Source organism: Aurantimonas sp. A3-2-R12 (assembly GCF_036016755.1).
In the GTDB taxonomy this organism is placed as follows: domain Bacteria; phylum Pseudomonadota; class Alphaproteobacteria; order Rhizobiales; family Rhizobiaceae; genus Aurantimonas; species Aurantimonas coralicida_A.
The window spans coordinates 93,908-114,213 of sequence record NZ_JAYXIH010000005.1; the positions used below are offsets into that span (position 1 = coordinate 93,908).

At 64.4% G+C, this 20,306-nt stretch carries 14 protein-coding genes; 2 read left to right on the top strand and 12 right to left on the bottom strand.

Going from position 1 to position 20,306, the window contains the following annotated elements; translation table 11 throughout:
- Positions 1 to 44: 44 nt before the first annotated feature.
- From VSX60_RS04355 to VSX60_RS04365, 3 genes are all read right to left on the bottom strand, one after another.
- Positions 45 to 1,904, bottom strand: coding sequence for an SPOR domain-containing protein (locus tag VSX60_RS04355; protein WP_327622925.1), 1,860 nt, complete (start codon positions 1,902 to 1,904; stop codon positions 45 to 47).
- A gap of 90 nt (positions 1,905 to 1,994) precedes the next feature.
- On the bottom strand, positions 1,995 to 3,746 hold the full coding sequence (gene argS, locus VSX60_RS04360) for an arginine--tRNA ligase (RefSeq protein WP_327622926.1): 1,752 nt from the start codon (positions 3,744 to 3,746) through the stop codon (positions 1,995 to 1,997).
- A 104-nt stretch (positions 3,747 to 3,850) separates the two neighbouring features.
- Positions 3,851 to 5,065 carry a deoxyguanosinetriphosphate triphosphohydrolase gene (locus VSX60_RS04365; protein ID WP_327622927.1) on the bottom strand — a complete coding sequence of 405 codons (1,215 nt, stop codon included), beginning with the start codon at positions 5,063 to 5,065 and terminating at the stop codon, positions 3,851 to 3,853.
- Between the two features lie 106 nt (positions 5,066 to 5,171).
- Between VSX60_RS04365 and erpA the strand changes: the two genes are divergently transcribed.
- Together erpA and xth are read left to right on the top strand one after the other, a co-directional pair.
- A complete protein-coding gene (erpA, locus tag VSX60_RS04370; protein ID WP_327622928.1) occupies positions 5,172 to 5,513 on the top strand; it encodes an iron-sulfur cluster insertion protein ErpA in 342 nt (113 codons plus the stop codon).
- Positions 5,514 to 5,522: 9 nt separating this feature from the next.
- Positions 5,523 to 6,317: an exodeoxyribonuclease III gene (gene xth, locus VSX60_RS04375; protein ID WP_327622929.1), complete on the top strand. Its 795-nt coding sequence runs from the start codon at positions 5,523 to 5,525 to the stop codon at positions 6,315 to 6,317.
- 36 nt (positions 6,318 to 6,353) lie between these two features.
- On the opposite strand, the gene VSX60_RS04380 is transcribed toward xth, so the two are convergent.
- The 9 genes from VSX60_RS04380 to VSX60_RS04420 form a co-directional block, all read right to left on the bottom strand.
- On the bottom strand, positions 6,354 to 7,184 hold the full coding sequence (locus VSX60_RS04380; protein WP_327622930.1) for a tetratricopeptide repeat protein: 831 nt from the start codon (positions 7,182 to 7,184) through the stop codon (positions 6,354 to 6,356).
- Complete coding sequence (gene ilvD / locus VSX60_RS04385) at positions 7,171 to 8,895, bottom strand: dihydroxy-acid dehydratase (protein WP_327622931.1); 1,725 nt, start codon at positions 8,893 to 8,895, stop codon at positions 7,171 to 7,173. The genes VSX60_RS04380 and ilvD overlap by 14 nt, the downstream gene beginning before the upstream one ends.
- Positions 8,896 to 9,157: 262 nt before the next feature.
- Positions 9,158 to 10,444, bottom strand: coding sequence for a long-chain fatty acid transporter (locus VSX60_RS04390; RefSeq protein ID WP_327622932.1), 1,287 nt, complete (start codon positions 10,442 to 10,444; stop codon positions 9,158 to 9,160).
- 390 nt (positions 10,445 to 10,834) lie between these two features.
- Entirely contained in the window at positions 10,835 to 13,675 is a 2,841-nt protein-coding gene (locus tag VSX60_RS04395; protein WP_327622933.1) for a valine--tRNA ligase, read from the bottom strand.
- A 143-nt stretch (positions 13,676 to 13,818) separates the two neighbouring features.
- Positions 13,819 to 15,015: a PopZ family protein gene (locus VSX60_RS04400; protein ID WP_327622934.1), complete on the bottom strand. Its 1,197-nt coding sequence runs from the start codon at positions 15,013 to 15,015 to the stop codon at positions 13,819 to 13,821.
- Between the two features lie 177 nt (positions 15,016 to 15,192).
- The gene (locus tag VSX60_RS04405; RefSeq protein ID WP_327622984.1) at positions 15,193 to 16,557 is read right to left on the bottom strand and encodes a TolC family outer membrane protein; all 1,365 of its coding nucleotides are present in this window, start codon (positions 16,555 to 16,557) and stop codon (positions 15,193 to 15,195) included.
- A 248-nt stretch (positions 16,558 to 16,805) separates the two neighbouring features.
- Positions 16,806 to 17,459, bottom strand: a complete 654-nt coding sequence (locus VSX60_RS04410) for a protein-L-isoaspartate O-methyltransferase family protein (RefSeq protein WP_327622935.1) — start codon at positions 17,457 to 17,459, stop codon at positions 16,806 to 16,808.
- Between the two features lie 179 nt (positions 17,460 to 17,638).
- On the bottom strand, positions 17,639 to 19,093 hold the full coding sequence (locus tag VSX60_RS04415) for a RimK family protein (protein ID WP_327622936.1): 1,455 nt from the start codon (positions 19,091 to 19,093) through the stop codon (positions 17,639 to 17,641).
- 11 nt (positions 19,094 to 19,104) lie between these two features.
- The gene (locus tag VSX60_RS04420) at positions 19,105 to 20,220 is read right to left on the bottom strand and encodes a GNAT family N-acetyltransferase/peptidase C39 family protein (protein WP_327622937.1); all 1,116 of its coding nucleotides are present in this window, start codon (positions 20,218 to 20,220) and stop codon (positions 19,105 to 19,107) included.
- Between the last annotated feature and the right edge of the window lie 86 nt (positions 20,221 to 20,306).

Below are 20,306 nucleotides of genomic sequence, written 5' to 3' on the forward strand. Positions count from 1 at the left end.
GGCCGGGCTGGACGCCCCGCCGACAAGCGTGACAGCGCTGGCGCTCAGCGCGCCACGAAGCAGCTGCCGCCGGCCGATTTCAACTCGGTGCATAGCGTCGACGCCTCGGACTTCGAGCCGGTCGCGATCCGCACGCGATAGTAGGTCCCCTTACCGGGGATGTCCGCCGACTGGATCACGAGATCACGCTGGCCGATGACCTCGGCATAGCGCTGCCCGAGCGTCTGCGACGTCTGCTTGGCGGCGGATTCGCTTGGCTGCGACGAGATCTGGACGAAATAGCCGTCGGCGCCCGGGGTCTGGGCTGCGGGGGCCGGCGTCGTCGCGGGAGCGGCTGCGATCGATCCCACCGTTTCAAGCGCGCTCGTCTCCACGGCGGCAACGGCCGTCGAGCCCCCCGCGTACGACATCGGTTCCGGTGTCGTTACCGCGGCAACCCTGACCGGGGCGGCATTGTCGCTTCCCGGTCGTATGGCCGGCACGGGCACGCCCGACGACGGCTGAACGAGGACGCTGGCGTTCGCCTCGGCCGGAACCACCGAGCGGGATGACGCCTCGATCAGCGCTGCTCCATTGCCGCGCATATCGTCCATGGAGGTCTCGGGAACCGTATTCGCCATGACGAGCGTTCCATCCGGTCGAACCGTCATGGTGCGCACGCGGCGGGGCGTCAGCACCGCGATCGGCGAGCCGTCATTCGCCGCATCGGCGATGCGCTCCGGCTCCGCGGCGCGCGCGCTGCTGATCGGGTTCAGATCGACGCCTGGAAGATCGACCGGCTCCTCGGCGGCCGTGACGAGGGTCTGTTGCGCCGGGACGATGTCGGCGTCGGCGCTTTGCACGCGTTCGTAGACCGCCTTGTTCTGGTTCGGGATTGCCCGGCCACCAGGATCCTTCGGAGCCACTTTGACCGGGTCGGTATCAGCCCGCACGATCAACAGATCGCCGGAGCCAACGACAACATCGCCTGAAACCCAATAGGCCGCCGCGGCACCAACGACGGCGATCGCCACAACGCTGGCGGCGAGTCCGGGCATCCGGGGCGAAAAGCGTGTTCGGCTGGCCGCAGCCGGGGCGAATGCTGCTGAAATCGTATCGGCGGCGGCAGATCCGCCTCTCATCTTGGCGGCGGGCACCTTGGCGACGGGAGCATCCTCACCTGCCTTCGAATGCCGGACCGGCGCAGTTGCATGGCCTTGGGGCGCGCCAGCATCCGCGTCCGCCCCGTCGACGGGGGCAGGCGTCGCCGGAACCGGCCGAGGCGCCGGATTCATTGCGGCGAGTTCGCTGGCGATCAATTCATCGAAATCGTCGAAGGGCTTGTCGGCGACGTCCGACGACGGCGACGTATCGTGCCGCGCCGGTGCAAAGGCTTCACTGTGCTGCAAAGCGATTCCGCGAGGATTGACCGGCGCCGAAAGGCCGCGCAACGCAACCTCCAGGTCGCTGGCCGGTCTCGCCTCGATCGGCTGCATGGAGAAACCGCCAGCGCTGGCTTCCACACGCCGATTCGCCACCTGTGGCGCGATTACTTGCGGATTGGAGATAGCGGCAGCGGATCGGACGGAGTGCTGCATCGATTCGCGCGCGTCCTCCTCCAGAAATGATGCATTCAATTCCGCATCGAGCGCGCCGACCATGTCATCCACGTCGAGATCGAGCGAATCCGCCGCATCGTCGGCCGGACGGCTCAGCGCCTCGGGCGCGGAGAAGCCACTCTCCCCGCCGACGGACATGCTGTTTCCCCCGCCTTGCAGCGCAGATGCCGATAGGTCCGGCCGGTCGCTGACTGGCTCCGTGCCCCATGGCTCATCGATCAGCCGTGACAGTTCGGCGAAAGGATCATCCTCGATATTGTCGACCTGCTGATCGCTCCAGTGATTGGAACTCGTCGTATCCGCCATCGACATATACCCTGCCCTTCCCCTCATTCCGGAGGCTGCCGGCCCCTGTCATCAACCGCTAGGAGAGGAACTTGACCAAAGCGTGATGAATCAGCGCATTTCTTCCGGTGCGTCGGCACCAATCAAGCCGAGTCCGGTTTCGAGAACAACCGCCACGGCCTTGACCAGCGCCAGTCGCGCTTGAGTTATCATGCCGTCCTCAGAGTTAACAAAGCGTAAGGCCGGAAAGTCCTTGCCGCGATTGTACTGGCTGTGGAAAGCCGAAGCGAGGTCGTAGAGATAAAAGGCCAGACGGTGTGGTTCCTTGGCCTCAGCCGCGGCTTTGACGAGGCGAGGAAACTCGGCGAGCTTGCGAATCAGCGCCAGCTCGCCCTCGTCCGAAAGCCCGGCGAGAACGCCGGCATCGAGCGTCGGGAAATCGGGCAGCGGAAGCCCCACCTCCGCCGCCTGGCGAAAGATCGCCGCCGAGCGGGCGTGGGCATACTGCACGTAGAAGACCGGGTTGTCCTTGGATTGCTCGGTCACCTTCTGGAAGTCGAAGTCGAGCGGCGCGTCGCTCTTTCTGAATAGCATCATGAAACGAACCGGGTCGCGGCCGACCTCCTCGACCACTTCGGCGAGCGTCACGAAATCACCCGAGCGCTTCGACATACGCACCGGCTCCCCGTCGCGGAACAGCTTCACGAGTTGGCACAACACCACGTCGATCTCAGCCGTTCCGCCGGAAATCGCCTTCGCCACCGCTTCGAGGCGCTTGACGTAGCCTCCGTGGTCGGCGCCCAGAATGTAGACCATCTCCTCGAAGCCGCGCTCGAATTTCTCGCGGAAATAGGCGACATCGGCGGCGAAATAGGTGTAGCGGCCGTCGGACTTCACCAGCGGCCGGTCCTGATCGTCACCGACCTCCGTGGAGCGAAGCAAGGTCTGCTCGCGATCCTCCCAATCCTCCGGCGCCTGCCCCTTGGGCGGCGGCAACGTGCCTTGGTAGATGTAGCCCTTGGCCCGCAGATCCTCGATCGCCGAGGCGATCTTTCCGCCCTCGTCGGCGTGCAGCGTCCGCTCGGAAAAGAACTCCTCGTGTTCGATGCCGAGCAGTTTCAGATCGGCCCGGATCATCGCCATCATCGCGTCGATGGCGCGATTGCGGACGAGCGGCAGCCACTCGGCCTCGTCCATCGTCAGCAGGCGGTCCGAGAATTCCGCCTTCAACGCTTCGCCGACCGGCTTGAGATAATCGCCAGGATACAGTCCCGCCGGGATGTCGCCGATCGTCTCGCCCAGAGCCTCGCGGTAACGCAAGAAGGTCGAACGGGCGAGCACGTTCACCTGCTCGCCGGCATCGTTGATGTAGTATTCGCGCGTGACCGCGTCGCCGGCAAAGGCCATGATGTTGGCGATCGTGTCGCCGACCACGGCGCCGCGGCAATGGCCGACATGCATCGGACCGGTCGGGTTGGCGGAGACATATTCGACATTGACCTTGCGGCCGGTCCCCGGCCCCCGGCCGTAATCGCCGCCGGCTTTCAGAATAGCCGCGAGATGCCCGGTCCAAAATCCCGGATGCAGCCTGAGATTGATAAAGCCTGGCCCAGCGACCTCGGCGGTCGCGACGTCCGGATCGCGGGCGAGGCGCGCGGCGATCTCGGTCGCCAGTTCGCGCGGCTTGACGCCGAGCGGCTTGGCCAGGACCATCGCGGCGTTGGTGGCAAGATCGCCATGGCTGGCGTCGCGCGGCGGCTCCACCGTAACCCGCGACAAATCCGGTAAAGCGGTTTCGCGTTCCGACAGAATCGCTTCCACCGCTTTTCTCACCCTATCTTCGAAATCGGCGAAGATGTTCATGCTTGGCCTCGACTGGTTCCGGCGGGCCGACATGGCCGCGCGCCCGGTGACTGCATTCGCGGCCCGGGCGTCTTACCGTCTGCTGTGTAAAGAGGAATGGCCGGCTAACGCAATTGCGGCGTCGCGTCAAACAGGCGCCGATGCGCGCTCAAGGCGTATGTGTCGGTCATCCCGGACAAATAATCCGCGACCCGGCGCGCCCGCTTCTCCTCCGGCAGTCGGTCGGCATCGCGGCTCCACTCACCCGGCATCAGGTCAGGTCGTTCGAACAGACGCGCGAACAGATCCTCGACGATCCCCTCGGCGGTCTGCATGACCCGCATGACGTGATCGTTGCGGTAGACGCGCTGAAACAGAAACTTTCTGGTCTGCTTCACCGCCCGGTCCATCGGCGGCGAAAAGGTGACGAGCGGCCGCTCGGCCGCGCGCACCGCATCGACATCGGCCGGCGCGAGACCCGCAATGCCGGCGAGCGCGGTCCCGATCACGTCCTCGACCATCCGGGTGATATGGCGGCGCAGGATTTCGTGAGCCATTCGGCCATGGTCGAGGCCGGGATAGGCCGCCCGGACATCGTCGAGGATCGATCCCGCCAATTCCAGTTCACCGAGATCGGCGATGTCGATGAGACCGGCCCGTAACCCATCGTCCAGATCGTGGGTATTATAGGCGATGTCGTCGGAGATCGCCGCCGCCTGCGCCTCGAGGCTGGCGAATCCGCCGAGATCGAGCGGAAACAGCACATCGAAATCGGCAATCGGCTTCGGCACTGGCGCTTGCTTGGGAGCATTCGGACCGACCAGCGGACCGTTGTGCTTGACCAGCCCTTCGAGCGTTTCCCATGCAAGGTTCAGCCCGTCGAATTCGGCATAACGGCGTTCGAGCGCCGTAACGATCCTGAGCGACTGGGCGTTGTGGTCGAAGCCGCCATAGGCTCGCATCCGGCGATCAAGTGCCCGCTCACCGGCATGGCCAAAAGGCGTGTGGCCGAAATCGTGGACGAGCGCGATCGCCTCGGTCAAATCCTCATCGAGCCGCAACGCGCGGGCAAAGGCGCGGGCGATCTGCGACACCTCGATCGTATGGGTCAGTCGGGTGCGGAAATGATCGCCTTCATCGGCGACGAAAACCTGAGTCTTGTGGCTCAGCCGGCGAAACGCCGTGGAGTGGACGATTCGGTCGCGGTCCCGCTGGTAAGGTGTGCGGGTGGGGCTTGAGGGCTCGGCGAAGAGCCTGCCGCGGGAGCCTTCCGGCCGCACAGCATAGGCGGCGCGACCCAAGCCACCCATTCCGATCCGCGCGAAATCTGTCTCATCCATGCGGAAACGATCCGTCCCGATTGACCGGCTTCCTCCCGGTCCATACTTAAGTGGCAGTTCTCGAACAAGGAGCGGTGCGGTCCTTTGATCCGCGCCGGACGCCAAGATGAGCCAAACAGCGACCCATACCGTCACCGTTTCCGAGGCCGCGGCCCGACGTATCGCGGCGATCCTCTCGAAGACCGACGATGCCGACTCCCTTCGCATTTCGGTGGAAGGCGGCGGTTGCTCGGGCTTTTCCTACAAATACGACCTCACCAGCGGACACGAAGAGGACGATGTGGTTCTGGAGCGGGACGGCGCGCGCGTTCTGATCGATCAGGTCTCGCTCGCCTATATGGAAGGGGCGGTCGTCGATTTCGTCGACGATCTGATGGGCCAGTCCTTCCAGATCCGCAACCCCAACGCCGTCGCGTCCTGCGGCTGCGGCACCAGCTTCTCGGTCTGACGCCCCAGGATGCTGATCGCTACCTGGAACATCAACGGCGTCAAGGCCCGCCTCGACGCCCTCCTCGCTTGGCTCGACGAGCGTTCGCCGGACATCGCCTGCCTGCAGGAGATCAAGAGCGTCGACGAGAATTTCCCGCGCCAGGCCATCGAGGAGCGCGGCTACCACGTCGAAACCCACGGCCAGAAGGGTTTCAACGGCGTCGCGCTGCTCTCGAAGACGGCGCCGACCGCGGTTGGTCGCGGCCTGCCGGGGGACGACAGCGACGAGCACGCGCGTTACATCGAAGGCGTTTGGCAGACCGACAGCGGCCCGCTCCGGGTGGCCTCGCTCTACCTGCCCAACGGCAACCCGATCGACACGCCAAAATTCGCCTACAAGCTCGCGTGGATGGAGCGGCTGATCGCCCATGCACGGGCCGCGCTGGAGCGCGAGGAGCCGCTGGTGCTCGCCGGCGATTACAATGTCATTGCGCAGCGCGCCGACGCGGCGTTTCCGGACAATTGGCTCGGCGACGCGCTGTTTCAGCCGGAGACCCGCGCCGCCTTCCGGCGCCTAACGAATCTGGGTCTGACAGATGCTCTGCGCGCCTCGAGCGACGCGGCCGGCACCTACACGTTCTGGGATTATCAGGCCGGCGCCTGGCAAAAGAACAACGGCATCCGCATCGACCATCTGCTGCTGTCGCCTGAGGCACAGGAGCGTCTCGTCTCCGTCGGCATCGACAAGCATGTCAGGGCTTGGGAAAAGCCGTCCGATCACGTCCCGGTCATCATCGAACTCGCCGACCAGCCTGGATCGTAAAAGCGCCAGCGATTCTAAGTGGTCGCGCGGGAACGCTCAGTTCTTGGTGCTGACGACGCCCGCGGCGGACGCCATCTGCTGCTCGGCATACGCCAGCGCCGTGCGCCTGTCGGCTTCCGAGGCCAGCGAAAACGTCTCTTCCTGGAGCCCGCGAATCCATTCCTGATCCGGCGGGGATGCCCGCCGCAGCGCGATGGTCAGCATTGCGAGCCCGCGCACCGGCGCGGCGGCAAGCGAGATCTTCTGGCCGTCGAAGAGCAAATAGCCCAGTAGCGCCTGCGCGCCGACATGCCCCTTGTCGGCCGAAAGCTTCAACCAACGCGCCGCCTGACGCGGATTGGCCTTGCCGCCCTCGCCACGAAGGGTCATGCGGCCGAGTTCGAACTGCGCCCTGGCGTCGCCGAAGAACGAGGCGGCGTGAAAATAAAACTGGCGGGCACGCGGCAGATCCACCGCGACCGGGCTGTTGGCAATCCCTCGCCGAAGGTAGTCGGCCAACGCCACGACAGCGCTCGAGACATATGCGGCGTTGGAGAAGCCCCCGTCCTCGTCCTGCTCGCGGACGATCTGCTCGAAAATCTTGTAGGCCTCGTAATCGTTTTCCGGAACGCCGTCGCCCTCGGCATACATCTTGCCGAGTTTCCAGCGCGCGCCCGGATGTCCCTTGTCGGCGGCGAAGCGCAGGGCCTCGAACGCCTCCAGCTTTTCGCCGCGCTTATAGGCCTTGAAGCCGAAGGAGAACAGCTCCAGCGATCCGGCGTCGGGATCGACCTTCGCCGCCGGATCGAGAGCAAGGCTCCGCCCGCCGCCCCCGGCCAGAGCCGTGGCGACAAGCGCAACCGAAAGGATCAGTCTAGACGTCCGCATAGCAGTGTTTTTCCGCGGCTCCGCCGGGATGGGTCACCGCGCCGTGGCGCGCCGTTCCAACCAGCTCCGCATATTTCCAGATGGCACCGGACTGGAAGTCGGTCTCCCGTGGCTGCCAGCCCTCGGCCCGCTGTTTCATATCGTCATCCGACAGGCCGACGTCCAGTGTGCCGTCGACCGCGTCGATGGTGATGATGTCGCCGTCCCGCAGAAGCGCGATCGGACCACAGACGGCCGCTTCCGGCCCGACGTGGCCGACGCAGAAGCCGCGCGTCGCGCCGGAAAACCGCCCATCGGTGATCAACGCGACCTTGTCGCCCATGCCCTGCCCGTACAAGGCCGCCGTCGTCGACAGCATCTCGCGCATACCCGGACCGCCCTTCGGCCCTTCGTAGCGGATGACCAGAACCTCGCCTTCCTTGTAGTCGCGCTTGGAGACGGCCTCGAAAGCGGCCTCTTCGGAATCGAAGCAGCGCGCCGGGCCGGAGAACTTCAGGTTCTTCATGCCGGCGACCTTCACAATCGCGCCATCGGGCGCGAGATTGCCCTTGAGGCCCACGACGCCGCCGGTCACCGTGATCGGCTTGTCGGCCGGGCGCACGACATCCTGATCCGGATTCCAGGCGACTTTCGCCATGTTCTCGGCGATGGTGCGGCCGGTGACTGTCAGGCAATCGCCATGCAGATAGCCGTGCTCGAGCAGCGTCTTCATCAACAGCGGAATACCCCCGGCCTCGAACATGTCCTTGGCGACATAGCGGCCGCCCGGCTTCAGGTCGGCCACATAGGGGGTCTTCTTGAAGATCTCGGCGACGTCGAACAGATCGAATTCGATGCCGCATTCATGCGCGATCGCCGGCAGATGCAGCGCCGCGTTGGTGGAGCCGCCCGAGGCCGCGACCACCGCCGCGGCGTTCTCCAGCGCCTTTCTCGTGACGATATCGCGCGGCCGGATGTTGCGGGCGAGGAGTTCCATGACGATCTCGCCGGAGGCGTAACAGAACTTGTCGCGAATTTCGTAGGGCGCCGGAGCGCCGCAGGAATAGGGCAGCGCCAGGCCGATCGCCTCGGCCACGGTCGCCATGGTGTTGGCGGTGAACTGCGCGCCGCAGGAACCGGCCGACGGACAGGCGACCTGCTCGATTTCGTCGAGGTCGGCGTCGGACATTTCACCGACGGAATGCTTGCCGACCGCCTCGAACATGTCCTGCACCGTCACCTGCTGGCCCCGGAACGTTCCGGGCAGGATCGAGCCGCCATAGATGAAGACGGACGGCACGTTCAGACGCACCATCGCCATCATCATGCCCGGCAGCGACTTGTCGCAACCGGCCAGCCCGACCAGCGCATCATAGGCATGACCGCGCATGGTCAACTCGACGGAATCGGCGATCAGGTCGCGGGAGACCAGCGACGCTTTCATGCCCTGATGGCCCATGGCGATCCCGTCGGTAACGGTGATCGTGCAGAATTCGCGGGGCGTGCCCTTGGCGGACGTGACGCCCTTCTTGACCACTTGCGCCTGGCGCATCAGCGAGATGTTGCAGGGCGCGGCTTCGTTCCAGCACGAGGCGACGCCGACCAGCGGCTGATGGATTTCCTCTTTGGTCAGGCCCATCGCATAAAGATACGAGCGGTGCGGTGCCCGCGACGGACCTTCGGTCACGTGTCGGCTGGGCAGCTTGTTCTTGTTGATTGCGTGCGCGTCCATCGTCCCCTCGTACTCTTTACCCGCCGCGCGACCAGACCCAGGCCACACCCGTTGAGGTGACGGCGTTTTGTGGCGGCAACGGGGCGTTGTGTGTCGCCGGCGACTATAATCGATGCACTCCTGCAATAGTGTTGCCGCGATCCCACAGCGGCGATTTCGCGCAGCGAATAGTGAGCGCCAAACGCCAAAAGGCGCGCCCATCGGACGCGCCTTTCGTCGTTCGCTCTTGCCATGAAGCTCTGTGGAAGGCCCCGCTCCGGCGTCAGAAATTCAGCTTGATCGAAGCATTTCCAGCCAGCACGATGTCGTTACCGACGGTGCCGTTGAAATAGGCGCCGTCGCTGATCGACTGCGCGCCATCGGTCCAGTAGCCGACCAGGCCGCCAACGCGGATCTCGCTCCACTTGTTGGCCTTGAACGAGACGCCACCGGCCACGGTGTAGAGATCGGTGTAGGTCGTCTCGGAGCCAGTCGAAACACCGCGGTCGTAGCCGATGGAGACCGCGCCGGCGATCTCGTCGGTGAAGGCCCGGCCGATGCCGATCGAGGCGGTATAGCCGTCGCGCCAGTTGTAGGGCGAGACGCTCGATCGGGTCACGCCACCGGTGGTGATGGAACTGATAGCCGACTTGTTGGTGCTCCAGTCCGTCCAGCGGAAGGATCCGAGCAACAGCGTGCCTTCGGCGATGCCGGTCTGCGCATTGATGTAGAGGCTCTGTGGGCTCGTGACCTCGTTGAAGCTCGACGTGCCGACAGCCAGCGGCGTGCCGACAGGCGGCGCGACATTCGGAATCACCACCTGCTGGCCGCCGCCACCGATGACATAGGCGTTGCCCGCCGCGGCTACCGTACCGGTGCCGGAAAACGTGTCGTGGGTCACTTCCGAGCGGTAGAGAACCTGGGCGCGCAGCGCGATCTCCGGCTTTTCATAGGCAAGCCCCACCCGATAGCCGAATTCGTAGTCACCGCGCGTATCCACAGTGGTCTGGACCGGGAGGAAAATGGGCAGCGACCCGAGTGACGGCGGAGTGGTTCGGCCCGTCGGGACGGAAGAAGCGCTGCTGCCCTGGAAATTGAAGTCTTCGGCGAACACGCCGCCAAGCAGGCTGAACCGGCCCATGTCGCTGGCGTAGCTGACGCGGCAGGTCATACCAAACTCGTTCGAGTCGAACTCGTTGGCCAGCGTGCGCGATCCAGCCGTAGGCCCGGCAGGAAGCGCGCCGCCGGGCGAGCCCGTGTAGTCCGAATCTGCTGCGAAGGAGATGATGTAGGTACCGGCGCATCCGAAATTTTCGCCGCCGAAACCGACCGCGTAGGTCGGAATGTTGTAAGCTTGGGCGTAGTCACCGAAATCGCCGCTCTGGCCGTTGATCGACTCGAACCCACGCATCGGATTCACATAGATCAGACCGGTCCGCATCGAGAACGGTCCCGATTCATACAGGATATCCGTGTCGGCCGTGCCGCGCTGAAATCCGCCCGCCAGCGCCGTCGTCGTCAACGCCACGCTGGCGATCGATGCGCAGGCCATCAGGTTCCGAAATGTCATCGTGGTCCCCCCCCGTTTCAAGCTCCCGTATGGAAAGAGCTTATGCCCAGGGAGTTGACGCAAACGTAAACGAGAAATTCGTTTGACGTAACGTACCTGCTAACATCCGGACCCAACTTGCGGCTGTCGCGCAACAGGATGACCTGGGGTCAGGCGCGACTTTAGAAATTGGCCTTGACGCGTTGGATTTCCTGTAATTTACGCGATCCACCGCGGACGTGATTCGACCTGGCGCAATGCGCGTTGTTGCTTCGGTCCGCTGGTGGCAAGATTTCCGTCTGCCAGCGTGCCAAAAATGTGACAAGCTTCGTGATCCAAGTGAGCCTGGCTTATATCGAACGCGAGAGCGATTCGCCGTCGCCGGAGCGATAGAACTCCGCCGCGCAGCGGCTACCGCAGCCGCTCCAGTCCGGCGGCAAGCTTTTCGGCTTCGAGCCGATAGGCCTCGCGTTTCTCCCGCTCTTGCTCGACGACCTCTTCAGGCGCATTCGCCACGAATTTCTGGTTCGACAGCTTGCGGTCGATCCGCTCGATCTCCGCCAATGCCTTGGCCTCGGCCTTCTCCAGCCGGCTCCGCTCGGCCGCGATGTCGATCATGCCGGCCAGCGGCAGGGCAAAGGTGGCGCCCCCGGCGATGATCTGGGCGGATTGGTCGGGGGCGCCATCGCTGGTCTCGATCGAGGCAAGCCGGGCCAGTCGTTTCAGCGCCGTGCCGTGCCGGTCGAGCCGCGCGGCCGTCGCCGCGTCGGGCGTGATCGCCAGCAGCGCCGCTTGCGCGCCCGGCGGCACGTTCATTTCGGCGCGAACCGAACGAATCTCGGACACCACGGCGATCAGCCAGTTGATGTCGTCGGCGGCGTCCGGATCGGCGAAATCGAGCGATGGCCAGGCCGCATGACACAGCAGCGACGGCCGCGTCTCCGCCGTCGTCGCCCACAATTCCTCGGTCATGAACGGCATGAAGGGGTGCAACAGCGCGTAGATGCGGTCGAGCACCGATCCCATGACGATCCGGGTTTCGTTCGCCGCCGCCTCGTCACTGCCGCCGAGCGTCGGCTTGGCGAGTTCCACGTACCAGTCGCAGAACAGGTTCCAGACGAAGCGATAGAGCGTTGCCGCCGCGTCGTTGAAGCGATAGGCGCCGATTGCCGCTTCGGTCTCGGCGATGGTGCGGCCAAGTTCGGTGACGATCCAGCGGTTCAGCGGCAGCGTCAGTGGCGCCGGGTTGAGCGCGGCACCGTGGAGCGCCCCGTTCATCTCGGCGAAACGGGTAGCGTTCCAGAGCTTGGTGCCGAAATTGCGGTAGCCGGCGATGCGCTGCGGATCGAGCTTCACGTCACGGCCCTGCGCGGCCATGATCGCCAGCGTAAAGCGCAGCGCGTCGGCGCCATATTCGTCGATCAGATCGAGCGGGTCGACGACGTTGCCCTTTGATTTCGACATCTTGGCGCCGGTCTTGTCGCGGACCAGCGCATGGACATAGACCGTGTGGAACGGTTCCTCGTCCATGAATTCCAGCCCCATCATCATCATCCGGGCGACCCAGAAGAAGATGATGTCGAAGCCGGTGACCAGCACGCTGGTCGGATAGTAGGTGGCAAGCTCCGGCGTCTTCTCCGGCCAGCCCAGCGTCGAGAACGGCCACAGCGCCGACGAGAACCAGGTGTCGAGAACGTCCTCGTCGCGATGCAGGAAGCCGTCGCGGCGGGCCGGATCGGCCGCCATCGCCTTGGCCTCGTCATCGGAGATCGTACCGTTCATAACGTAGTGGGCGAGCGCGGCGGCGACCGCTTCCTCCTCGCTCTTTTCGACGAAAATTTCGCCGTCCGGCCCGTACCAAGCCGGAATCTGGTGGCCCCACCAGAGCTGACGCGAGATGCACCAAGGCTGGATGTTCTCCATCCAGTCGAAATAGGTCTTTTCCCAGTTCTTCGGGACGAATTTGGTGCGACCCTCGCGCACGCTGGCGATCGCCGGCTCGGCCAAGGTCTTGGCGTCGACATACCACTGGTCGGTCAGGAAGGGCTCGATCGGCACCCCGCCACGGTCGCCATGCGGCACCGTATGCGCGTGGTTCTCGACCCGGTCGAGATAGCCTCGCTCCTCCATCATCGTCACAATCATATCGCGCGCGACAAAACGGTCCTTGCCGTCGAGTTCGGTGATCGTGCGGTCGAGATCGTCCGACGGCTCGACGCCATCGAGAAAGTCCGGATTCTCGGCCAGAGTGACCGCCGCGGCGACGGTCAGGATGCTGATCTGCTGCAGATCATGCCGCTTGCCGACCTCGAAATCGTTGAAATCATGGGCAGGCGTCATCTTCACCGCGCCGGTGCCGGCCTCCGGGTCCGGATATTCATCGGCGACGATCGGTACGCGGCGGCCGACCAGCGGCAGGATGACATGCTTGCCGACAAGGTCCTTGTAGCGCGGGTCGTCCGGGTGAACGGCGACGCCGGTATCGCCCAGCATGGTCTCGGGCCGGGTCGTCGCGACCACCAGATAATCGCGCGTCTCGTGTCCCGCAGGCTCGCCGTCGGAGGGTTTCCAAGCGACGCGGTTGCCCTCATCGTCCAGATTGTAGGGGTGCTCGTAGCTCACGCCGTCAGCCAGCGGATAGCGGAAATGCCAGAGGTGGCTCGCCACCTCCTTCTGCTCGACCTCCAGGTCCGAGATCGCCGTCAGCAGCTTCGGGTCCCAGTTGACCAGCCGCTTATCCTTGTAGATCAGCCCTTTACGATAGAGCTCTACGAACACATAGAGAACCGCCTTCGACAGCCCCTCGTCCATGGTGAAACGCTCGCGCGACCAGTCGCAGGAGGCACCAAGCCGGCGCAGCTGCTCGAGGATCGTGCCGCCGGATTCGCCCTTCCATTGCCAGACCCTATCGATGAAGGCGTCGCGGCCCATGTCGCGGCGACCCGGCTCTTTGCGTTCGGCCAATTGCCGCTCGACCACCATCTGCGTGGCGATGCCGGCGTGGTCGAGGCCCGGTTGCCACAAAACATTCTTCCCTCGCATGCGCTCGAAGCGGATCAGGATGTCCTGCAGCGTATCGTTGAGGGCATGCCCCATATGGAGCGAGCCGGTGACGTTCGGCGGCGGTATCACGATCGAATAGGCTTCCGCGCCCTCGGCAGCTCCCGCCCCGGCTCGAAAGGCGTCGGCCTTCTCCCAACGTTCGGCAATGCGTGGCTCGATCGCCGCGGCGTCGTAGGTCTTTTCAATCATCACATGTCCGGTGGCCCCGGCACGGGGCATTGCCCGAGGGCGTTGAAGCGTGCCTTCCGGTTACAGCCTCGCTTTCGCGGCTGTCAACGAAGAGCGGCTCGCGACACTCCCGGGACCCCGGAAAACAGCCTTCGTCGGCGCGATCAGCGGCGGCCGCCGCGCGCGACCCGCTCGATTTCCTCGCGGACCAGCTTCTCGACCAGGCTCGGCAGATTGTCGTCCAGCCACTCCTGCAGCATCGGCCGCAGGATTTCGCCCACCGTCTCGTCGATGGAATCCAGATGTTCCTCGCGAATGACGCGCGCGAGATTGTCGAAGGATGCGGCGACGCGGCTGCCCGTTTCCTGTGAGATCAGTTCGTGGATCGGTGCGCTGGCCGCGTTTCCGTGAAGGCTCGGACCGCTCGCCGAACTTGCCTCCTTGGAACCTGCCGGCAGGTCGAGTGCGGCCGCTTCCGTTGTAGCGGCAGCCGGCGACGACGCGGTCGCAACCTCCACCGCGCCCGATTGCCCTTCCACCTGCGATTCAGCCGCAATCTGGCTGGCGTTCTCGATCAGTTCGGACGCGAACCCCTCCTCGTCGAACTCGCCCACCGCATCTTCGTCATCGTCCAAACCAATCGTCTGGTCGCCATCCGGCAGCGGGTCCACGGTCTCGCCCTCGTCGCCCTCTGCATCGATCGCGTTTGACAGGGCGCCAAGATAATCGTCATCGCCCTCTTCGATCGGCTCCGAAGCTTCAGACGGGACAGCGCCGGCGCGCACCGCCTCGATGCGGCGCTCGGATACGGAGGCCAACGACACCGCGCGCAGCCGCGCGGTCGACAGTGACGAATCCTCGCCGGACTCAACGAGACCATCCTCACCCTGCATCACCTCGGCCGTCTGCCGATCCGGCAAGCTACCCATCTCGGCGACGGGGTCGACCTTCAGCCCCGCGGTCGACTGTTCGGCGCCAGCCTCGCCGGGCTGCTCGGCAAACATGGAATCCACCGGCTTGACGGGCGGCACGATCCCCAGCCGGGGGCGTCCCGGCGCAGTTGTGCCGTCGGCAGCGGGTGTGGCGGCACCGGCGCTCGGTGGCTTGGCCGTCTCGTCTCCAATCGCCCCCGAAGCGACAGACGCGTCGTCGGATTCGGATGGCGTTTCGGCTCTCCAGACCACCGCATCGGCCGCCAGCTCCGCAGCCTTGCCGGCGGCGTTTGCCGGCTCGCCGTGCAAAGGCTCGAGATCGGGCGCTTGTGTCGCGATAACGGTCTCGTCGCCGCTCTCGATGATCCGTCTGATCGAGGCCAGGATTTCGTCCATCGACGGCTCACGGGCCGAAAGGGCATTGCTCATGGGACGCTCCCGCAAATTCCGCGACAAGGGTCGACCCTATCGATCGAATCATGCGCGAAGCCTAAATGGAAAGAGCCCCGGCGTGAATCCCGCGAGCCCTTTTGGGGAAACTATCACCAGCTTCTTGGCCGAGGCTGTCGCGATGGCGGCCTCGGCCGCGACACGTACGCGGAGTGTCTACCGCCCGTCCGGCGTTCTCAGACCGTACCATTGGTCCTGGACCTGCTCGTAATGCTCTTCCGGCTTGTAGGTCTTGCCGGCCAAGCCGAGCCGCTCGGCTGACAGCCGGCCGGTGGCCGAGACCACTGCATAGCCGGCCACCACCTCGTCGCGTTGCGAGCCGACGAGCAAAATCTGCGCCGAAATCACCTCGCCTTGAGCATTGAGGACGTCGAGCGTGGTCCGCTGGCCGACGTTGCGCTCCTCGATGACACCATCCAGGGCCAGGCGAGCGGCCCGCGATTGCGCCTGAAAGCCGGCGACGTTGGCACGGGCGGCCTGCAACTGTGCCCAGGCGCTCGCCACCGCCGTTCTCACCTGATCGCGGGTTCCGTCGACCTCGATCCGACGCTGGCCGAGCACTTCCTTGGACTGGCGGACCTTGGAACTCGCACGACCGCCCTGGTAGATCGGTATCGTCAATTGGGCGCCCACGGTCGCCGACACCTGGTTCTGCGTATTGACGTTCGGACGGCCGAGCGACGTATTGACGCCGGGCAGGTTGCCCCCATGGGTTTCGCTCAGCGCATAGGTATCATCAACACGGCCGGTCAGGCTCAGAGTCGGCAGCAGCGCGCCCTCGGCCGACTTGACCTGAAAGGCCGCCGCGTCGACGACGGCCAGCGTCGCTAAAATCGCCGGATGCTCGCGCTGAGATATGGCGACGGCCGAATCGAGCGACTTCGGAATGTAACCCGCCGGGGTTCTGCCCGGCTTCAGATTCGTTGGGGGATTGCCCACCACATCGAGATAGGTCGCCTCGCTGGAAGCGACCTGCGCCAGCGCGCTGTTGAGCAGCGCCGTCGCGAGGGCCTGCTGGGATTCGGCTTGTGCTACGTCGGTGCGCGTTCCCTCGCCCACCTCAAAGCGCGCCCGCGACGCCCGCACCTGCTCCTGCAGAAATCCGAGATTCTGGCGGCGTAGCGCGGCGATCTGCCGGTCGCGTAGCACGTCCATATAGGCGGTCGCCGCGTCGAACAGGGTATTCTGCTCGGTATTGGCGAGGTTTTCCCGCGAGGCGCGAACTTGCGCCTGCGCCGCGGCGACGTTGTTGGGGGTTTGAAAGCCGTCGAACAGCGTCTGGTTCAACTGGATACCAAAGCCGATTGATTCCGACCGCGCCGTCTGCGACGAAATATCGTCGCCGAAGGTCGTCCGGCTTCGGGTCGCGTTGGCAGAGCCTACACCGCTGACGAACGGCCTGAGTCCAGCCCGCGCCTGTGGAACATTCTCGTCGGTGGCACGCAGTTGCGCCCGCGCCGAATTCAAGCCCTGGCTGTTGGCGTAGGCCTTGGCCAATGCCCCGGTGAGGGTCTCGGCCATGGCGGGAACTGACAAGAACGTACCGGCGACAAGTGCGGCGACAATCCAGATACTACGCAACCCGATGACTCCATACCGCGGATGGGGTCGAGAAAAGCATGCCCGCGAACAATCCCTCGCAGACGTTTCCCGCTACGCCATTCCATACCGACGGTATTTGATCAGTATTGTAACGGTCTGATCAAGTGCGGACCTGAATTTCCAGTGGCTTTATCGTGAAACGAAACATATCTGCCACGACGATGTGATCAGAAGACGAATTCTCTCGCCTTGTCGAATCCGGGCAGCGGCTTCACGCTGCAATTGAAGCCGAAGCGGTCCGAGACGAGGCCGTTCTCGTCTTTGAAATAGAGCCTGGCCGAGGCGGCGTTTCCGACGCCTTCGACGACCACGAGACGCCCCCCTTCGCGCAACTGCTGAAAGAATGTGTCCGGCAAGCGCTCGACGGCCCCCTCGAAGAAGATCACGTCATACGGAGCCTCGGACGGGTAGCCATCCTCCAGCTTTCCCTCGACCACGACGCAGGTGACGTAATCGAGTCGCGCCAAATTGTCGCCCGCGGACGCGGCAAGGTCGGCATCCTCTTCCAGAGCGACCACCGAGCCAGCAAGATGCGACAGGACCGCCGAGGAGTAACCGGAACCACATCCGACATCGAGGACGACGTCGTCGGGCGTGACCGCGGCAAGTTGCAGGAGCTTGGCGAAGGGCGAGGCTTCCATGATGTAGCGGCCGTTGCCGATCGGCAGATCCTCATCGATATAGGCAAGCGGTTTGCGCGAGGCGGGCACGAACTCTTCCCGCGGCACCTGCAGGAACGCCCGCAGAATGTCGTGACGGGTGACGTCCGTGGTGCGGATCTGGTTGTCCACCATCTTCGTGCGGGCGGTCTCGAAATCCATGGTCGAAATCCTCGTGTCTCGCCGCATCGTCGCCTTGCGGCCGCCCCGTTTCCATAGTCGCGGCTCTTGCCGCGCGCAAGGCGGACCGGCCTCTGGGCGATGGCGGCGCGGTTCCGGCTCGGCGCGGGCCAAGGAGCGGCGGTTATCCCGCTCGCGACGCACACTTTCGGCGACCGGCCTCAACGCTCGATGCGGTCGATGAACCACCGGGTGAGCCGAGTCCAGACCTCGTCCTTCTCAGCAAAATCCTCAACCCCATGCTCGAGGTTCGGATTGTCGTTGACCTCGATCAGGAAAATCCCGTCGTCGGTCTCCTTGAGATCGACGCCGTAGAGTCCGTCGCCGATGCAGCGGGCTGCCCGCAGTCCGGCATCCAGCACATGCGGGGGCGTATCGCCGAGCGAGAACGCCCTGAACCCACCCTCCAAGGGTCGCCCGCCATTGTCGTGGTTGATGATCTGCCAATGGCTCTTGGCCATCAGGTACTGGACCGCAAACAAGGGCTCGCCGCCGAGCACCCCGATCCGCCAGTCGAAAGTCGTCGGCATAAATTTCTGGGCGATCAGAAGGTCGCTATCCTCCAGCCAGGCATTCGCCAGCGTCACCAGACCGGCGACGTCGTCGACCTTCTTCACGCCTCGCGAGAACGACCCGTCGGGGATCTTCAGCACCATCGGAAAGCCGAGCTCGTCCGCCGCCCTGGCGAAGTCCTCCTTGCCCCCGATCATCACCGATGACGGGGTGGCGACACCATTCGCCGCCATCAATTCGTTGAGATAGACCTTGTTCGTGCAGCGGATCATCGAGATTGGATCATCGATCACCGGCATGCCCTCCTGCATGGCGCGGCGAGCGAACCGGTAGGTGTGATTGGAAATCGAGGTCGTCTCGCGGATGAACAAGGCATCGAAATTGGCCAGCCGGGGCAGATCCTTGCGACCGATCGGTTCGACATCGACGCCGAGCCGGGCCGCGATGCGCGCCCAGTGCCGCAGCGTATCCACCGAAGACGGCGGCATGTCTTCCTTGGGGTCGTAGAGGGTGGCGAATGCATATTTCGCCGGAGTCTTGGCTTTGGCTGCGCGCCATTGGCGCGCGGTGTACCGCTCCATGGCGACGAGCAGGCGCGCCGTCTCGGCGCTGTCGAGCTTGCCGATCGAGGCAAAACCGATGCGCCGGATTCGCGGGCGTCCTGCTTTGGGCTCCAGATGGACTTCAAGGGCCGGCGCTCGAAACCAGTCGAAGATCAGCTTGGCGAAACGATCAAGGCGGGGGTCGTCAGCGTGGCCGAAATAGATGCGTATCGGGGCAGTCGGTGCTTCGCCCTTGTCGAGTGCCTTCGACAGCACGGCATCGAGCTCGGGCAAGGCGTTTTCATAAAGTTTCTTTTCCGACAGGTCGATCATCGTCTCGACCGAGGGGATGATGCGGTGACCGCGGGCCTCGGCGAGGAGCGAGGCGTAATATCCCCTGCTTTGATAGGCGTAGGACCGCGACAGGTTGATGACCTTGGGCCGTTGCCCCCGGAACAGGCCGGATCGCGCAAGATAGTCGCGGCTGGTCATGACCTTGTGCGGCGTCGCGCCGTTGTCGAGATCGGACGCGCGCCCGACGAGGACGACCCATTGAGACATCGGACGACCTTTTAAGCCTCGCGCCGGGAGAGGAAAACGGCCGCGCGGAGGCCGACCTTGCCGAAACGCGCTATCCGGTCAAATGTTTCGTATGGAATTGGAAGACTCGCGGCGTCGGCGACGGATTCGCCGCGTTCGTCCGCCACCCAGGGATCGTGGATGATGATATGGCGGCCATCGTCGCCATGGGCGAGCACCCAGTGCGGCACCTTCTTGTCGAACATGTGATAGCCAGAAATCAGCACCACGGCGGTCTTGCCCGCGGCGATCGCGGCCCGCAGTTCAACGAGGGTAAACGGGCGAATGGTGACCGAAATCGCATAGGCGTCGGCGCGACGGCGAAAATCTTCCTGGGCAAGCGCCATCACCCGCTGCTTCTCCGCGCTGCGAACCCCTTCCAGGAACAGATCGCCCGGTTCCGAGACATGAATTTCGGCGCCGAGCCCGGCTTCATGCGCCGCCACCGCCAGACCATAGGGCTCGCAGCCGCCGGGCCCCGACATCATGAAGATCGTCGTCGCCTCGCGCCAGAGGCGGATCTCAGCCACCGGCTCCAGCACAAAACCGGGAACATCCCGTGCCAGCGCCATCATCAGGCAGCAGGCGCCGCAGGTGAAATCCGTCGTCTGCTCGTAATAGGGGACACCGGTGTCGATCGCCTGGTCGCCGCGCAGGGTCTTCTCAAAGCGAAGTGCCGGCATGTGGTCGGCATAATAGTCGAGATAGCGTCCGATCGAGCGAAAATGGCGGGAGCGATAGAGCGCGATCGCGGCGGCATTATCCTCGCGAACCTCAAGTCGAAGGGCGATGCGGTCGCGATCGAAGGCCGCGGATTCGGCCGCTTCGAGCAGCTTCCGGCCGGTTCCACGCCCCGACGCATCCGGTGCGATGGCAAGAGAGTAGAGCCGCGCAAGCCCCGTGCCGCGACGCAGCAGGATGGCCGCGTAGCCGACGACCCGGCAGGCTTGAGCATCAAGTCCGCCATCCTCCGCGACCAGCACGATGGCGCTGTCCGCGCTGACGAGATTGCGAAACGAGCGGCGCGAGATGCGATCGACATCGAAAGCAGCCACCTCGATCTCGACCAGCCGATCGATATCATCCGTGCGCGCCGCACGGATGAGCATGTCGGCAGCGTCGGGGATGGCAGGCGCGGAAGGCGCTCGCGAATTGTTCCGAATCATTTTCTGTCTGTCGAGACGCTGGGCCGCGG

What these genes read in the sequence shown, in the direction of transcription:
- ilvD (WP_327622931.1), bottom strand. Translation starts at nt 8,895, where the DNA reads ATGGACGCGCACGCAATCAACAAGAACAAGCTGCCCAGCCGACACGTG.
- VSX60_RS04420 (WP_327622937.1), bottom strand. Translation starts at nt 20,220, where the DNA reads ATGCTCATCCGTGCGGCGCGCACGGATGATATCGATCGGCTGGTCGAG.
- argS (WP_327622926.1), bottom strand. Translation starts at nt 3,746, where the DNA reads ATGAACATCTTCGCCGATTTCGAAGATAGGGTGAGAAAAGCGGTGGAA.
- VSX60_RS04400 (WP_327622934.1), bottom strand. Translation starts at nt 15,015, where the DNA reads ATGAGCAATGCCCTTTCGGCCCGTGAGCCGTCGATGGACGAAATCCTG.
- VSX60_RS04380 (WP_327622930.1), bottom strand. Translation starts at nt 7,184, where the DNA reads ATGCGGACGTCTAGACTGATCCTTTCGGTTGCGCTTGTCGCCACGGCT.
- xth (WP_327622929.1), top strand. Translation starts at nt 5,523, where the DNA reads ATGCTGATCGCTACCTGGAACATCAACGGCGTCAAGGCCCGCCTCGAC.
- VSX60_RS04415 (WP_327622936.1), bottom strand. Translation starts at nt 19,093, where the DNA reads ATGTCTCAATGGGTCGTCCTCGTCGGGCGCGCGTCCGATCTCGACAAC.
- VSX60_RS04390 (WP_327622932.1), bottom strand. Translation starts at nt 10,444, where the DNA reads ATGACATTTCGGAACCTGATGGCCTGCGCATCGATCGCCAGCGTGGCG.
- VSX60_RS04410 (WP_327622935.1), bottom strand. Translation starts at nt 17,459, where the DNA reads ATGGATTTCGAGACCGCCCGCACGAAGATGGTGGACAACCAGATCCGC.
- VSX60_RS04355 (WP_327622925.1), bottom strand. Translation starts at nt 1,904, where the DNA reads ATGGCGGATACGACGAGTTCCAATCACTGGAGCGATCAGCAGGTCGAC.
- erpA (WP_327622928.1), top strand. Translation starts at nt 5,172, where the DNA reads ATGAGCCAAACAGCGACCCATACCGTCACCGTTTCCGAGGCCGCGGCC.
- VSX60_RS04365 (WP_327622927.1), bottom strand. Translation starts at nt 5,065, where the DNA reads ATGGATGAGACAGATTTCGCGCGGATCGGAATGGGTGGCTTGGGTCGC.
- VSX60_RS04395 (WP_327622933.1), bottom strand. Translation starts at nt 13,675, where the DNA reads ATGATTGAAAAGACCTACGACGCCGCGGCGATCGAGCCACGCATTGCC.
- VSX60_RS04405 (WP_327622984.1), bottom strand. Translation starts at nt 16,557, where the DNA reads ATGGCCGAGACCCTCACCGGGGCATTGGCCAAGGCCTACGCCAACAGC.